We start from the raw sequence: 14813 nt of genomic DNA on the forward strand, positions 1-14813 counted from the left end.
GTTTTCCTCGAAGTCAGGCAATGCCGATGGCCCCCACCACCCCGTTCACCGCCTTCCGCATCGAAAACGACGACGCCGGTTACCGCAGCGGCCTGGCCCAGCTCAAGGTCGAAGACCTCAGCCCCGGCCAGGTTCTGATCCGCGCCAGCTGGTCCTCGGTCAACTACAAGGACGCTCTGGCCGGCACCGGCAAGGGAAAGATCCTGCGCCGCTTCCCGCTGGTGGGGGGCATGGACGTAGCCGGCACCGTGGTCGCCAGCACCGATCCGGAATGGCGTGAAGGCGACGCGGTGCTGGCCACCGGCTGCGGCCTCAGCGAGACCCGCGACGGCGGCTACAGCCAGTATGTGCGGCTGGAATCGCGTGCGGTGATCGCCCAACCGGCCGGGCTGAGCCCACGCGAGGCGATGGTGCTGGGCACCGCCGGCTTCACCGCGGCGTTGGCGCTGCTGCGCATGCAGGACAACCGGCAGAGCCCGGAACTTGGACCGCTGGCGGTCACCGGCGCCAGTGGCGGCGTCGGCGCGCTGGCACTGTCGATCTTCAGCCGCGCCGGCTACACGGTGCATGCGATCAGCGGCAAACCCGACCAGACCGGTTTCCTGCACGCCATCGGCGCCACCGAGGTGCTGCCGCGTGAGGCCCTGGCCGACACCGGCCCACTGCAATCGGCGCGTTTCGGTGGGGGCCTGGACAATGCCGGCGGCGCCATGCTCGCCAGCCTGCTGGCGCAGACCGCGCCCTACGGCAGCGTGGTCAGTGCCGGCCTGGCGGCCAGCCCGACCCTGGAGATGACGGTGATGCCGTTCATCCTGCGTGGTGTGTCGCTGCTGGGCGTGTCGTCGGCCAATGCGCCACGCGGGCTGCGCGAGGACGTCTGGGCGCGGCTGGGCAACGAATGGAAACCGCAGCACCTGGACCGCATCTGTACCGCCGAGGTCGGCCTTGATGGCCTGCCGGCCGTGTTCGAGCGGATGCTGGCGGGCGGATCGCTGGGCCGCACCGTGGTGCGGATCGACTGAACGTCGCAGGCAGGCGACAGACGGCAGATGCGCCCCTCCCGCCGGTAATGAGCCCGCACTACACTGCGGGCATTACATGGGGAACAACATGGCACGCATTCTGATCGTCGACGACTCACCGTCGCAGCTGTTGGGGATACAGCGCATCGTCGAGAAGCTCGGGCACCAGATCCTGACCGCCACCGATGGCGCGGCCGGGGTCGAAACCGCCAAGGCCGAGCTGCCCGACCTGGTCCTGATGGACGTGGTGATGCCCAATCTCAACGGCTTCCAGGCCACCCGCACCCTCGCCCGCGACGAGGCGACCCGGCATATCCCGGTGATCCTGGTGACCACCAAGGACCAGGACACCGACCGCATGTGGGGCATGCGCCAGGGCGCCAAGGCCTACATCACCAAGCCGTTCTCGGAAGACGAGCTGTCCGAAGTGCTGGAGCGCGTGTTCGCCGGGCAGGGTTGAGACGCGCGCGGTAGTGCCGGCCGCTGGCCGGCAATCACAGCTCATTGCCGGCCAGCGGCCGGCACTACCGGAAGGCGTGCTCAGATCGTCTCGCCAAACGCCTTGGCCAGGTTCCGGTAGGCCTTCTTCTGCGCCTCGTCGGTCGCGGCCGGGGCCACGATCTCGATCTCGACGATCTGGTCGCCCTCCGGGTTGCCCGGCAGGCCCCGCCCGCGCAGGCGCAGCTTGCGCCCGGCATCGGAGTCGGCCGGGATCTTCAGTTCCACCGCGCCGCCCAGGGTCGGCACGCTGATGCTGGTACCCAGCGCGGCCTGCCACGGCGTGACCGGCAAGGTGTAGAGGATGTTGCGGCCATCGACCTCGAACTGCGGGTGTGCGGCGTACTCCACTTCCAGCAGCAGGTTGCCACCATGGTTGCCCTGCCCCGCCAGGCGGATCACCTGCCCCGGACGGATGCCCTTGGGCACGCGCACGTCCAGCTGCTTGCCGTTGACGGTGATGCGCAGGCTGTCGCCGCTGTAGGCCGCTTCCAGCGGGACCGACAGCTTGGCACGGGTGTCGCGGTTGGGGGCATGGCCCTGGCTGCTGAACCCCGGGCCAGGACCGGCACCGCCGCGCTGGCGCGCGAACAGGCTTTCGAAGAAGTCGCTGAAGCCGCCGTTGGCGCCACCACCCCCGAACACTTCCTCGAAGTTGAAACCACCGGCGCCGCCGTAGTTCGGCGGCACGTTGAACTCCTCGCCCGGGCGATAGCCCTGCGCGCGCAGCTGGTCGTAGGCTGCACGCTTTTCCGGATCGCGCAGCGCCTCGTAGGCCTCGTTGACCGCCTTGAACTTGTCCTCCGCCCCGGCTTCCTTGCTGACGTCCGGGTGGTACTTGCGTGCCAGCCGCCGGTAGGCGGTCTTGATCTCCGCCTCGCCCGCGCTCGGTTCCACCCCCAGGGTGGCGTAGTAATCCTTGAATTCCATCCAGCTACCTCGATCTGCTTCGGCCGCGCCGGTGGCGCCGCCCCGGGTTCATTCTACGCGCCGGCGATGCTACGCCGCCCCTCGTGCGGCGCCGGTGAGGCCGACTGATCCTGCGCAATGCGGTTGCCATCGCCCTGCCCCAGGCTATGGCTGGAAGCCCGCTCCGCAAAGCCTGAAGATGGGGCCTGCACGCCGGTTTTCCAATGTCTTGACGTCCCTGTCCCATCCGGCCCACTACGCTGCCCCAGCAAGGAGTTCCCCCATGACCATCCATGTCGGCGACCGCATTCCGGAAGTGACCCTCAAGCGCATCCGCGAGGGCATTGAAACGCTCGATACGCATTCGCTGTTCGACGCGCGCAAGGTGGTGCTGTTCGCCGTGCCCGGCGCGTTCACGCCGACGTGCTCGGCCCGCCACCTGCCCGGCTACGTCGAGAAATTCGAGGCCTTCCGCCAGCGCGGCATCGATGTCTACTGCATGGCCGTCAACGACCCGTTCGTGATGAAGGCCTGGGCCACCGATCAGCACGTGCCCGACGGCCTGCTGATGCTGTCCGACGGCAATGCCGAACTGACCCGCGCGCTCGGCCTGGAGCTCGACGCCAGTGCCTCGGGCATGGGCATCCGCTCGCGCCGTTTCGCCCTGTACGTGGTCGACGGCGTGGTCCGCGCCGCCTGGGTTGAACAGCCCGGTCAATTCGAAGTGTCTTCGGCCGACTACGTGCTGGAGCACCTGCCCACCTGATCTCCCACCGCAAGAGGAAACGGCCAGCCATGTCCAGCAAGCCAGCCAAAGCCCCCAGGCCCGCCGCGCAGATTCCCGGCATCAGCGAGCGCACGGCCCTGCGCGAGCGCGCCCGGCGCAACATCGAGGATGGTGCGATCACCGACAGCTACAGCGCCGACCGCAAGGTGGTGATCAAGCTGCTCAACGACGCACTGGCCACCGAGTACGTGTGCGTGTTGCGCTACTACCGGCACTACTTCATGGCCAAGGGCATGCTGGCCGACGCGGTGAAAGCCGAATTCCTTGAACATGCACAGCAGGAACAGGCGCATGCCGGCAAGCTGGCCGAGCGCATCGTGCAGCTCGGCGGCGAGCCCGACTTCAACCCGGATACGCTGACCGCGCGCTCGCATGCCGAATACAAGGAAGGCAGCGACCTGCGCGACATGGTCCGCGAGAACCTGGTGGCCGAACGCATCGCCATCGACAGCTACCGCGAGATGATCAACTTCATCGGCGACCGCGATACCACCACCAAGCGCATCCTCGAAGAGATCCTGGCGCAGGAAGAGGAACACGCCGACGAGTTCGCCGATCTGCTGGATGGGTGGATCGGGGAATGATTGCGCTGCGGATGCTCTGGTAGATGCCCACCTTGGTGGGCGCTTTGCCGTTCGCGTGCCAACCAAGGTTGGCACCCACCAAAGCGGAGCAATGCCATCCCGCCGCGCATGGCCCGGCACCTACCGGAGGACAGTGAACCGTACCTGCGTCCACGCGCCGTCCGCGGCCAAGGCGGTCAGGGTATGCGCCCCGGGATCGGCGAACTCACGCTGCATCAACTGTGCGCCGCGGGTCTGCGCGATCCAGCGTCCATCCAGCAACCAGTCCACCGCCTGCTCGCTGCCCAGCGCGCGCAGCTGCAGGCGTACGCCATGTTCGGCGTTGGGCGCACGCGCCAGTGCGGCGCCATCATTGAGGCCATCGATGTGCAGCGCGACGCTGGCCTCCCGGCCATCATCACGGCAGTCCGGCGACAGCGCCGGCAGCTGCGAGGCGTCGCGTGTGGCCTTGGGCAGCCACGGCGACAACAGCGCCGGCCAGCGCGCGATCTCACGCGCGACTTCTTCGTGCGGCAAGCGGCAATCGGCGGATACACGCAAGCCGGTGCGCGCGTCGGCAAGGTAGCGCTGCCGCCCCGGCTGCCAGCGCCGCGCCTCGCGCTCCGGGAAGGTCGGCGGTGCGGCGCCATCGAGCAGGTAGGCTGGCATCCTGCGCTGGCACAGTGCCGCCGGCAGCCCCTCGGCACGTTCGCCAGTGGGCCAGCAGATGTCTTCCTGGCTGACACTGGCCGGCATCGGCGCGGCCGCCGAATCACCACGCTGGCGCGGCAGGCTGTCCACCACTTCGAACATCAGCGGCAGCGCGGTGACCGCGCCGTACTGGCCCGGCAACGGAGTACCGTCCGGCCGGCCCACCCACACGCCCACCGTGTAGTGGCGGGTACTGCCGATCGCCCACGCATCGCGGTACCCGTAACTGGTGCCGGTCTTCCACGCCACGCGCGGGCGGCCACCGACATCGAACGTCCCGGCGCTGTATCCCGGGCGCGGGTTTGATTCGAGCATCTCGCGCACGATCCAGCTGGCGCCCGGCGAGGCCAGGCGCCGCTCGATCATCGGCTCGTCGTCGGTGTAACGCACGCGGCCGGCGATACCGCTCCGGTTGAGCGCGGCGAAGGCGCCGACCAGGTCTTCCAGGCGCGCGCCGGTGCCGCCCAGGATCAGCGACAGGTTGGGCGTACTGCCCGGCGGGAAGCGCAGCTGGATGCCCGCGTGCGACAGCCGGGCAGCGAAGCGCGCGGCGCCGACCCGCTGCAGCAGGTCCACCGACGGTACGTTGAGCGACAGCCGCAATGCGGCAGAGGCACCGATGGGCCCATTGAAGGCCATGTCGAAGTTGCCGGGGCGGTAGCTGCCGAAACTCTGCGGTGCATCGACCAGCAGGCTTTCCGAATGGATCAGGCCATCGTCCAGCGCCATCGCGTACAGGAACGGCTTGAGCGTGGAGCCTGGCGAACGCCAGGCCTGCACCATGTCCACGTGACCCAGCCGCTGGCGGTCACCGAAGGACAATGTGCCGACATAAGCGCGTGCCTGCAGGGTCCGGTTGTCGACCACCAGCAGGGCCGCCGAGGTACGCTCGGGCAGCGTCGAGAAATAGCTGGCCACGCGCTCTTCCAGCGTGCGCTGCAGGCCGATGTCGATGCTGCTCTGGATGCGTGCCTGGCCCGGATGCGCCGAGTGCAGGCGCTGCGCCAGCAGCGCGGCGTGCAAGGGAGGGCGCAGCGAACGCGCCACCACGTTCTCGATGCGCGCATCCTCCACTTCTTCCGGTGTCCACGCGCCCAGCTCGGCCATGCGTGACAGCACCTTGTCGCGCGCTTTCTGCGCAGCTTCCGGATGGCGGTCCGGGCGCAGCCGGCTGGGCGCCTGTGGCAGCACCGCCAGCAGCGCAGCCTCGGCATGCGACAGCTGCGCCGCCGGCTTGCCCAGATAGGCCCAGCTGGCCGCTTCCACGCCTTCGATGGTGCCGCCGTAGGGTGCACGCTCCAGGTACAGGGCCAGGATCTGCTGCTTGCTCAGGTGCACCTCAAGCTGCACTGCACGCAGCATCTGCTTCAGCTTGCCCCACGGGGTGCGTGAGTGCGGATCGAGAATGCGCGCGACCTGCATGGTCAGGGTCGAGCCACCGGACACGATGCGGCCGCCGCGCAGCAGCTGGCCGCTGGCCCGCAGGATCGCCAGCGGGTTGATGCCCGGATGGCGCCAGAACCAGCGGTCTTCGTAGGTCAGCAACGCTTGCAGGTACAGCGGCGAGACGCTGTCGACCGAGGCCGGATACCGCCACACGCCCTCGGCATCGGCAAACGCCCGCAATGGCGTGCCGTCGGCAGCCACCACCAGGGTGCTGGTATCACGCTGCTTCGGCAGCGGCGGCGGGAAGGCGAAATCCAGCACCAGCAGCAGCGCCAGCGCAGCGGCCATGCCCCAGCGCAGCCACGGCCACAGCGGCCGCCACCGGCGGCGCAGGGTCGCCAGCCGGGTCGTCATCGTGTTCTTCATTGCGGGTTGCCAGCAGGACGGGCCGCGCCGTCGCGGCCCGTCCGCGCGGTCACGGCTGTACCACCGTGATCGTGGTCGGGTTGCTGCGGCCGACACCGCGCAGCTGCGGCCGGTACATGTCCTCCACCAGCGGCGGCGGCACCGAGTAGGTACCCGGGGTCACCGCGCGCACCAGGTAGAACACGTTGGCCTTGCTGCCACGCGAGAGCTTCAGCGCAGCCACGTAGCGGTCGTCGCGGAACTCCTCGTGCTTGGTATCGGCGGCCTCACCCCGGTCGCTGATGGTGATGCCATCGACCACCACGTCGGCCCACTGCTTGGCATCGCCCAGGTTGAAGTTCTCGATCTCCAGACCCGCCGGCAGCAGGTCGGTCAGCAGTGCATCGGGCATCGTGGTGTCGGCGGTGACGGTGACGCGCACGATCAGCGCTTCGCCTTCCTTCAGCGGGCGCGGCGACCAAGGCTTGCCATCGGTACCGAAGTAGCTGCGTTCAATACCCACTACGCTGTTGTCTGGTGCGGGTGCACTGCGCGGGATACCGGCCACGTCGATGCTGGCGAACATCGGCGGTTGCCCCTGCGGGGTGAAGCGCACGCCACTGGCCAGCTCGCTGGCGCTGAAGTTGCGTCCGAACAGCTTGCGCTCGCCAATCGCTTCGGTGCTGCCACCGATCACCAGCTCACCCGCTACCAGTGCCTTCTGGTTGGCGGCGAGCGCCTTGCCGAGGCGGGCAATCGCCACCTGCTCCTGCGTGCTCAGCCACATCCAGCCGGCATTGCGGCGCGCATCCAGGCCACGGCCAAGATCCACCGCACGCGCATCCCAGGCGGGCTTGGCCAGCTTGTTCTCGTGGGTCAGCGCGATCATCAGTGCATCATCGCGGATCGCGCTGCCGTAGTCGCCGAAGTACGACGGGCGCTCGCTGCTGGACTTGGCGAAGGCCGCCGCCAGCGCGGCCTGGCCACGCTTGGCATCACCCTGCAGCGACAGCGCCACGCCCAGGTGGACCAGCGACAGGCCACCGACCGCCTTGCTGCGTTCGTTGTCGTACAGCGTGCGCAGGGTACCCAGCGGTGCACGATTGACCCGAGCCAGCACGTAGCCCGAATACGCCTGGTTGGCGAACTTCAGCTTCTCGCGATCCTCCTGGCCATAGAACTGATTGCCGCCGGACAGCAGATCCTCGCTGAGCCGGTTGAGCGCCTTCTGCAGCACGTTGTCGGGCACTGCAAAACCGGCGTCCTTGGCATCAAGCAGGAACTCGGTGATGTACGGGGTCAGCCATGGGTTCACGTAGCCATCGTCACCCCACATCGAGAAGTTGCCATTGGCCACCTGCATCGACGCCAGGCGACCGAACGCACCTTCCATGCGCTCGCGACGGGTCTTGGCATCCAGGCCATCGGCGCCGAGCATCGACGAGGTGGCCTGGTCCAGGATCAGCGCGGCGTAACCCTTGCTGGTGGTCTGCTCGGCGCAGCCATATGGATAGTTCAGCGCGCCCTGCAGTGCACTGGCGAACGGGATCGGCGGCAGCGGGCTGACCAGCAGGCGGGCATTGACCGACTCGGACATCAGGCCATCGGTCAGGCTGTTGTCGAGGCTGACTGCGGCCAGCGGATCGAGCGTGCGCACCTGCGAACGCAGCACCTGCGGCCACGCCGCACGCACCGGCAGGTCGTAGCGGCGATCAGCCTTGAAGCCGTTGCCGTCCACCCGCACCCGCACCTTGGCCACGCTGTGGCCCTCGCGAGCCGACAACGGGAAGCTCAGCGTGGTCTTGGCATCGGCATTCAACTGCACGCTGCGGCTGCCCTCACCCAGGTTCAGCGGGCCTTCGCTCTCCACCTTCACGTTGAACTGCCCCGGCTTGCCGGTGAAGTTCTGCACGTCCAGAGTCACCGTGCTGCGGTCGCCCGGGGCCAGCACGCGCGGCATGCTGGCTTCGGCCAGGATCGGGGCGCGCACAATGGTTTCCACGTCACGCTTGCCGTACTGGTCATCGCTGTAGACCAGCGCCGACACGCGCAGGGTGCCGTTGAAGTCCGGCACCTTCAGGCGGATGCGGGCATTGCCCTTGGCATCGAGCTGCACCGGGCCGGAGAACAGGTCCACGGTCTGCACGCGCGCGGTCGGGCGCTTGGCCTGCGGCAATGCCTGCAGCGCCATGTCGCCGCCGAACTTCAGCTTGCCGCTGCCGCCATCGAAGCTCTCGATCACCCGGCTGTAGATGTCGTAGGCATCGATACCGAGGCGACGCTGGGCGAAGAAGTGTGCACCGGCGTCGGGCACCGGGAAACGGGTGATGTTGAGGATGCCCACGTCCACCGCCGAAACGGTGACGTGCGCGGTCTTGCCGGCCAGCTGCGGCGCACTGACGGTTACCGGCAGGTCCTGCTCGGGCCGCATCTGCTTGGGCGCGACCAGGCCGACGGCCACGGTGCGGCCCTTGCGGTCCATCGGCACATGCACCACGCCCACGGCACGGGCCGGGGTGATCTTGCTCGGCGCACTGCCGCCACGGAACACCAGCGCAGTGATATAGACGTCGTGGCGTTCCCAGTCGGCGGTGACCGGGATCTTGAAGGTCGAACCCGGCTTGGCCTCGATGTCCTGCACATACAGCATGCGGTCGGTCTCGACCATCAGGATGCCCTTGCCGGCGTGCGGCGGGGTCACCGTCACTTCCAGGGTGTCACCGGCCTTGTAGCCGGTCTTGTCCAGCCCCAGCTTGACCTTGTCCGGGCGTGCATCCAGGCCACGGTTGTCATCGCCCCAGCTCCAGCCGGCACGGAACGGGTAGCGGCTGGTCAGGCCGGTGGACGGATCGAACACGTCCACCCGGTACTCGCCCCACTCCACCGGGAAATCAAAGGCGACCGCGCTGTTGCCGGCATCGACGGTGCGGGTTTCCTTGTTCTCGAAACGGCGGGTGAAATCGTAATCCCAGCGGTTGTCGTTGAAGGTCCAGTGATAGTCGCGCAGCTCGCGCACCAGGGTGATCTTCAGGCCCTTGGCCGGCTGTGGCGTACCAGCGGCATCCACGCGCATCAGCTCGAAGCGTGCGTTGCCGTTGGCATCGGCACCATCGTCCTGGTTGAACAGCGGGCGCACGCCGACCAGCGCGTTGGCCGGCCACATCACCCGCTTCAGGGTGCGGGTGACCGTGCGGCCACCGGTTTCATACAGGCTGCCGGACAGCACCACGGCGATCGGCGCCTTGGCCTTGGCCGCCTCTTCCGGCAGCGCCACATCCTCACGCATCTGGCCATTGGCCGGCAGCGTGGTATCGATCACGTCCTTGGCCTCGCGCGGCAGCTGCAGGGTCGGGTCACCGAAGAAATAGCCCGGCAGGCCTTCCACGGGCTTCTGTTCGGCGGCAACCGCCATGCGTGCGGTGAAGCGGTTGCCATCGGCCGGTGCGCCATACAGGTAGGCACCATTGGCCTGCAGGCGCAGGTCCTCACCCGGCTTCAGCGTCTTCTGCGCGCTGTCCAGGTCCAGCTTCATGCGTTCGGGCAGGAACTCCTCGATGCGCAGGGTCATGCCCTGGATCGCTTCCTTGCTGGCCGGGTCGGTGCGGAACTCGACCTGCCAGCGGCCGGTCGGCGCCTCGGCGGGGATCACCTGCTCGAAATTGATGTAGCCCTGGTCGCCCGGCTGCAGGCGGGTCTCGCGGAAGGTCTTGCCGTCGGGCTGCTTCAGGCGCAGGAACACCGGTTGTGCCTTGACCGGCTTGCCGTCGTTGTCGCGCAGCAGCGCGGACAGGCGCACGGTCTCGCCCGGGCGGTACAGGTCGCGGCCGGACCAGGCGTAGACGTCGAACCACGCGTTGTCGCGGCCGACCACAGCGAACTCGCTCAGGTCCAGCGCCGGCTGGTTGAACGGCAGGAAGCTGGTGTCCTTGCCACTGCTGGCGACCAGCACGTGGGTGGCATCCAGGGTGTAGTTCAGCAGCGCATTGCCGTTGCCGTCGGTGCTGCCCTTCAGCACCACCTCACCCTTGGCGTCGAGCACGCGCAGGTCGATGCCCTTCAGCGGCGCGCCGTCCTTGAGGCCGGCGGTATGGACGAACAGCTTGTCCTTGTAGGCGCGGGTATGCAGGCCGATGTCGCTGACCGAGAAGAACGCGGTGTCGAACTCGCCCTCGTAGTCACCGGTGCGCTTGAGCAGGGCGAAGTACAGGCCCGGCTCCTGCAGTTCCTTGATGTCCTGGGTCGGCAGGTAGGTCAGCACCCGCTCGTTCTTCTTGCCCCCCAGGATGAAACGGTTGACGTACACCGGCTCGGCCAGCTTGTTGATCGGGCTGCGCTCGTAGTCGCTGCTCAGCTCCCAGCTGCCACGGCGGCCGCCGCGCTGGTACTGGCTGAAGAAGGTCGGAAGATCCTTCTCGCGCACGCGCAGGAATTCGACGTCGACTTCCGGCACGTTCACCGAGACCACCGGCAGGCCACGGCTGTCCTTGGCAGGCAGCACGCTGCCCTGCGAGGCGAAGCCAACCACCGGCTTCAGCTCGCCGCTGAACACCTTCTGCTTCAGTTCCTTGCCCAGGCGGCTGCCATCGGCGGCCAGCAGGTCCGGCGAGACCACCAGGCTGAACTCCTTGCCGGCCTCGACGAACGGGTAGCGCAGGGTCAGGCCGTCATCGGACAGCGTCCAGCTGCTGTCCTCGGTGCCGACCTTCTCCTCGAAGCGCACCAGCGTGTCGAAATCCTGGGTGCCGACCAGCGGGCGCGAGAACTCCAGCGCCAGCGACAGGCCGTCATTCTTCTGGTCCGGGTAGGCGCGCAGCAGGGTGAATTCCTTCACCTGCTCGGCCTTGGTGGTGATCGCCTCGCCACTGGCCTTGGGCAACTGCCCGCTGTCGTTGCGGCAGCCGGCCAGGCCCAGCAACAGGCCTCCTGCCAGTACCGCCGCCGCCCATCCCCACCGCTTCCGCCGTGCCGGACCGCTCATGTCGTCACTCCTTGATCGAGGTGGTCATTATAGGCAGGCCGCGTCAAGGCGTTGGCGCCCCGGCGGTCGGAAACCCGGTCCCGCCCGGGACCCGGTAGCCGCCAACCTTGGTTGGCGCCCCCCCACTTGCCAACCAAGGTTGGCCTCTACCAGAGCGGCCCTACCCCGGCAGGTACAGGTCCACATAGTCGGTCACCGGCATTGCCGCCAGCGCCACCGGGTCCAGCGAGGCCGCCAGGATGCGCTGCTGCTGGACGGTCGGGAAGCGGTGGGCCAGGTGCCGGCGGAACTTGTCCATCAGCAGCGGAATGCCTTCCGCCCGGCGCCGGGCATGGCCGAGCGGGTACTCCACCAGTACCTCGGGCAGCTCAGTACCGTCGCTGAAGCGCACGCCCAGGCCATTGGCGATGCTGCGCTTGTCCGGGTCCAGGTAGTCGGCGCTGAGTTGCGGATCCTCATGGCAGGCCATCTTCGCCCGCAGGGCATCGATGCGCGGATCAGCTGCAACGTCGTCCTCGTAATCCTCGGCCACCAGCCGCCCGTGCAGCAGCGCGATGGCGACCATGTACTGCACGCAGTGGTCGCGGTCGGCCGGGTTATGCAGCGGGCCCTGCTTGTCGATGATGCGGATGCAGGCTTCCTGGGTCCGGATCGCGATATGCGCGATGTCCTCGACCCGCCGCCCCATCGCGCGCAACTGCTGGTGCAGCGTGATGGCCGCCTCCACCGCGGTCTGGCCATGGAACTCGGCCGGGTAGCTGATCTTGAACAGCACGTTCTCCATCACGTAGCTGCCCAGCGGTCGCCCCAGCGTCAGTGCCTTGCCATGCATCGACACCGCTTCAAAGCCCCAGGTCGGCGCGCTGAGCACGCTGGGGTAGCCCATCTCGCCACTGGCCGCCATCAGCGCCAGGCGCACGCCACGGCTGGTCGCGTCGCCGGCGGCCCAGCTCTTGCGCGAGCCGGTGTTGGGTGCGTGCCGGTAGGTGCGCAGGGACTGGCCATCGACCCAGGCCAGCGACAACGCATTGAGCATGCGCTCGCGATCCAGGCCGAGCAGCTGCGCAACCACGGCGGTGGTGGCCACTTTGACCAGCAACACGTGGTCCAGCCCGACCCGGTTGAAGGAATTCTCCAGCGCCAGCACGCCCTGGATCTCGTGCGCCTTGATCATCGCCAGCAGCACGTCGCGCACGGTCGGCGGTGGGCGTCGCAGAGCCTGCGCGTTGCGCCCCAGCCAATCGCAGACGGCAAGGATGCCACCCAGGTTGTCCGAAGGGTGCCCCCATTCGGCCGCCAGCCAGGTATCGTTGAAATCCAGCCAGCGCACCATCGCGCCGATGTTGAAGGCGGCCTGCACCGGGTCCAGGACGTAATGCGTACCCGGAACGCGGGCGCCGTTGACCACGCTGATGCCCGGCACCAGGGGACCAAGCAGCTTGCTGCAGGCCGGGAAGGACAGCGCTTCCAGGCCGCAGCCCAGCGTGTCGAGCAGGCAGTGGTGCGCGGTCTGGAACGCCAGCGGTGAGTCGATGCGCGCGTCGCGCACGTAGTCGACGATGCCCACCAGCAGCGCATCCCACGCTGCAGGCTCGTTGGATGGGGTGTGGCTGTCGGACATCGTCGATCTCCTCGCCGGAAAGCAGGTCAGGCCGCGTGTCCCGGTAGTCGCCAACCTTGGTTGGCGCTTGCATGCCAACCAAGGTTGGCATCTACCAGAGCACTATTCGGCCGGCACCCGCACCTTGCCTTCCATCAGCACACGGGCGCTGCGGCTCATGATGGCCTTGGTAACCGTCCACTGTCCGTCAACGAGACCGGCCTGCGCACCCACGCGCAACGTGCCGGAGGGATGGCCGAAGGTCACCGCTTCGCGTTCGCCGCCTCCAGCAGCGCGATTGACCAGCGTGCCCGGAATCGCTGCCGCGGTGCCGATCGCCACGGCAGCGGTACCCATCATCGCGTGGTGCAGCTTTCCCATCGACAACGCACGCGCATGCAGGTCGATCGCCGAGGCCGGAATGGCCTTGCCACTGGACGACACGTAGTCCTGCGCCGGTGCCACGAAGGCCACCTTCGGCGTGTGCTGGCGGGTCGCCGCATCTTCCAGGTTCTTGATCAGCCCCATGCGCAAGGCGCCGTAGGCGCGGATCTTCTCGAAGCGCTCCAGCGCCCCCTTGTCCTCGTTGATCGCAGGCTGCAGTTCGGTGCCGGTGTAGCCCAGGTCGGCCGCATTGAGGAAGATGGTCGGAATGCCGGCGGTGATCATGGTCACCTCGAAACTGCCCACGCCCGGCACGTCCAGGGTGTCGACCAGGTTGCCGGTCGGGAACATCGCGCCCGCATCGCCGTCATCGGACGGATCGATGAATTCCAGTTGGATCTCGGCCGCCGGGAAGGTCACGCCGTCCAGCTCGAAATCGCCGATCTCCTGCACTTCGCCATCGCGCATCGGCACATGGGCGATGATGGTCTTGCCGATGTTGGCCTGCCAGATGCGCACGGTGCACAGGCCATCGCGCGGCACGCGGGCCGGATCGATCAATCCATTGGCGATCGCAAACGGACCCACCGCGGTGCTGAGGTTGCCGCAGTTGCCGCTCCAGTCGACGAAGGCGGTGTCGATCGAGACCTGGCCGTACAGGTAGTCCACATCGTGGTCCGGCACCGAGGCGGCGGAGATGATCACGCACTTGCTGGTGCTGGACGTTGCACCGCCCATGCCGTCGGTCTGCTTGCCATACGGATCGGGCGAGCCGATCACGCGCATCAAAAGCGCGTCGCGTGCGGCGCCCGGCACTTGCGCGGCGTCGGGCAGGTCCTGCAGGCGGAAGAACACGCCCTTGCTGGTGCCACCGCGCATGTAGGTGGCGGGAATACGGAGTTGCGGGAGGAAGGTCATGGTCGAATCCACGCGTTTGAATTTCAGGAAATGTCTTGCATCAGTGCGTCAAGACCACGATCAACGCACCACACGCGCATGATGTCCACGCGGTCCGGTAGATCGAGGTAATAGACGAGGTAGCGTTCGAAGCCCGGAACCAGCATGAACCGCAACGGCACCGGTAGCTGTGCTGCGAGGTCGGCGTGCCGGGTGGAACCCGAGCCTGGAAATACCGCGATGCGTTGAAGCGTGGCCTCCAACTCGGCGAGAAAGCGCCGACCCAGTATCAGCCCACCCTGCCGTGCGAACCACAGTGCGGCATCGGCTGCGTCGGCTTCGGCCCTGGGTCGCCATTCAATCGCCCTCACGCTCCATCCTTTCGGTCAGTTCACGACGCATGCGCTCGAATGTGTCGGCCGTCACCGGGACGCCAGGCCCAGAAGCCAGACCCTCGGCAATCAGCTGCTTGAGCAGTTCTTCGGCCTTGCTGCGCTGGCGCTGGCGGATCAGGTCACGCACGTAGTCCGACGTACTGGAATAGCCGCCTTCACGCACTTCCTCGTCCACGAACTGCTTGAGCGGGTCGGTCAGCGAAATGTTCATGGTGGCCATGAGACTCTCCAATGGCAGTTTTTGCCAAGTCAGTGTGCGCCCTGCCCAGGTGTCGGAC

General features: G+C 67.5%; 11 protein-coding genes. 4 read left to right on the top strand and 7 right to left on the bottom strand.

The genetic code is table 11. From position 1 onward, the window contains the following. The first annotated feature begins 26 nt into the window (after positions 1 to 26). Both A7X97_RS08865 and pilH read left to right on the top strand, forming a co-directional pair. The gene (locus A7X97_RS08865) at positions 27 to 1022 is read left to right on the top strand and encodes a YhdH/YhfP family quinone oxidoreductase (RefSeq protein WP_088496826.1); all 996 of its coding nucleotides are present in this window, start codon (positions 27 to 29) and stop codon (positions 1020 to 1022) included. 88 nt (positions 1023 to 1110) lie between these two features. Next, positions 1111 to 1482, top strand: a complete 372-nt coding sequence (gene pilH / locus A7X97_RS08870; RefSeq protein ID WP_005410644.1) for a twitching motility response regulator PilH — start codon at positions 1111 to 1113, stop codon at positions 1480 to 1482. An 80-nt stretch (positions 1483 to 1562) separates the two neighbouring features. Here the strand turns inward: pilH and A7X97_RS08875 are convergent, their stop codons facing one another. After that, a complete protein-coding gene (locus tag A7X97_RS08875) occupies positions 1563 to 2450 on the bottom strand; it encodes a DnaJ C-terminal domain-containing protein (protein WP_061478849.1) in 888 nt (295 codons plus the stop codon). Positions 2451 to 2712: 262 nt separating this feature from the next. Here A7X97_RS08875 and A7X97_RS08880 point away from each other — a divergent pair, with 262 nt between their 5' ends. Beyond that, the gene (locus tag A7X97_RS08880; RefSeq protein ID WP_072168587.1) at positions 2713 to 3195 is read left to right on the top strand and encodes a peroxiredoxin; all 483 of its coding nucleotides are present in this window, start codon (positions 2713 to 2715) and stop codon (positions 3193 to 3195) included. A 29-nt stretch (positions 3196 to 3224) separates the two neighbouring features. Then, on the top strand, positions 3225 to 3800 hold the full coding sequence (locus tag A7X97_RS08885) for a ferritin-like domain-containing protein (protein ID WP_072168586.1): 576 nt from the start codon (positions 3225 to 3227) through the stop codon (positions 3798 to 3800). A gap of 120 nt (positions 3801 to 3920) precedes the next feature. Here A7X97_RS08885 and pbpC read toward each other — a convergent pair whose 3' ends face one another. From pbpC to A7X97_RS08915, 6 genes are all read right to left on the bottom strand, one after another. Then, positions 3921 to 6302 (bottom strand): penicillin-binding protein 1C, encoded by a 2382-nt coding sequence (gene pbpC, locus A7X97_RS08890; protein ID WP_072168585.1) that lies wholly within the window; start codon positions 6300 to 6302, stop codon positions 3921 to 3923. Positions 6303 to 6351: 49 nt separating this feature from the next. After that, the gene (locus tag A7X97_RS08895) at positions 6352 to 11259 is read right to left on the bottom strand and encodes an alpha-2-macroglobulin family protein (RefSeq protein WP_111007832.1); all 4908 of its coding nucleotides are present in this window, start codon (positions 11257 to 11259) and stop codon (positions 6352 to 6354) included. A gap of 160 nt (positions 11260 to 11419) precedes the next feature. Further along, positions 11420 to 12880: a bifunctional 2-methylcitrate dehydratase/aconitate hydratase gene (locus tag A7X97_RS08900; RefSeq protein ID WP_088496815.1), complete on the bottom strand. Its 1461-nt coding sequence runs from the start codon at positions 12878 to 12880 to the stop codon at positions 11420 to 11422. Positions 12881 to 12982: 102 nt separating this feature from the next. Then, the gene (gene prpF / locus A7X97_RS08905) at positions 12983 to 14161 is read right to left on the bottom strand and encodes a 2-methylaconitate cis-trans isomerase PrpF (protein WP_088496825.1); all 1179 of its coding nucleotides are present in this window, start codon (positions 14159 to 14161) and stop codon (positions 12983 to 12985) included. A gap of 23 nt (positions 14162 to 14184) precedes the next feature. Then, positions 14185 to 14511: a type II toxin-antitoxin system RelE/ParE family toxin gene (locus tag A7X97_RS08910; RefSeq protein WP_072168582.1), complete on the bottom strand. Its 327-nt coding sequence runs from the start codon at positions 14509 to 14511 to the stop codon at positions 14185 to 14187. Next, positions 14498 to 14755, bottom strand: a complete 258-nt coding sequence (locus A7X97_RS08915; RefSeq protein ID WP_019338677.1) for a type II toxin-antitoxin system ParD family antitoxin — start codon at positions 14753 to 14755, stop codon at positions 14498 to 14500. The genes A7X97_RS08910 and A7X97_RS08915 overlap by 14 nt, the downstream gene beginning before the upstream one ends. Positions 14756 to 14813: the final 58 nt, after the last annotated feature.

Source organism: Stenotrophomonas sepilia (assembly GCF_003244875.1).
In the GTDB taxonomy this organism is placed as follows: Bacteria; Pseudomonadota; Gammaproteobacteria; order Xanthomonadales; family Xanthomonadaceae; genus Stenotrophomonas; species Stenotrophomonas sepilia.

What these genes read in the sequence shown, in the direction of transcription:
- A7X97_RS08865 (WP_088496826.1), top strand. Translation starts at nt 27, where the DNA reads ATGGCCCCCACCACCCCGTTCACCGCCTTCCGCATCGAAAACGACGAC.
- pilH (WP_005410644.1), top strand. Translation starts at nt 1,111, where the DNA reads ATGGCACGCATTCTGATCGTCGACGACTCACCGTCGCAGCTGTTGGGG.
- A7X97_RS08875 (WP_061478849.1), bottom strand. Translation starts at nt 2,450, where the DNA reads ATGGAATTCAAGGATTACTACGCCACCCTGGGGGTGGAACCGAGCGCG.
- A7X97_RS08880 (WP_072168587.1), top strand. Translation starts at nt 2,713, where the DNA reads ATGACCATCCATGTCGGCGACCGCATTCCGGAAGTGACCCTCAAGCGC.
- A7X97_RS08885 (WP_072168586.1), top strand. Translation starts at nt 3,225, where the DNA reads ATGTCCAGCAAGCCAGCCAAAGCCCCCAGGCCCGCCGCGCAGATTCCC.
- pbpC (WP_072168585.1), bottom strand. Translation starts at nt 6,302, where the DNA reads ATGAAGAACACGATGACGACCCGGCTGGCGACCCTGCGCCGCCGGTGG.
- A7X97_RS08895 (WP_111007832.1), bottom strand. Translation starts at nt 11,259, where the DNA reads ATGAGCGGTCCGGCACGGCGGAAGCGGTGGGGATGGGCGGCGGCGGTA.
- A7X97_RS08900 (WP_088496815.1), bottom strand. Translation starts at nt 12,880, where the DNA reads ATGTCCGACAGCCACACCCCATCCAACGAGCCTGCAGCGTGGGATGCG.
- prpF (WP_088496825.1), bottom strand. Translation starts at nt 14,161, where the DNA reads ATGACCTTCCTCCCGCAACTCCGTATTCCCGCCACCTACATGCGCGGT.
- A7X97_RS08915 (WP_019338677.1), bottom strand. Translation starts at nt 14,755, where the DNA reads ATGGCCACCATGAACATTTCGCTGACCGACCCGCTCAAGCAGTTCGTG.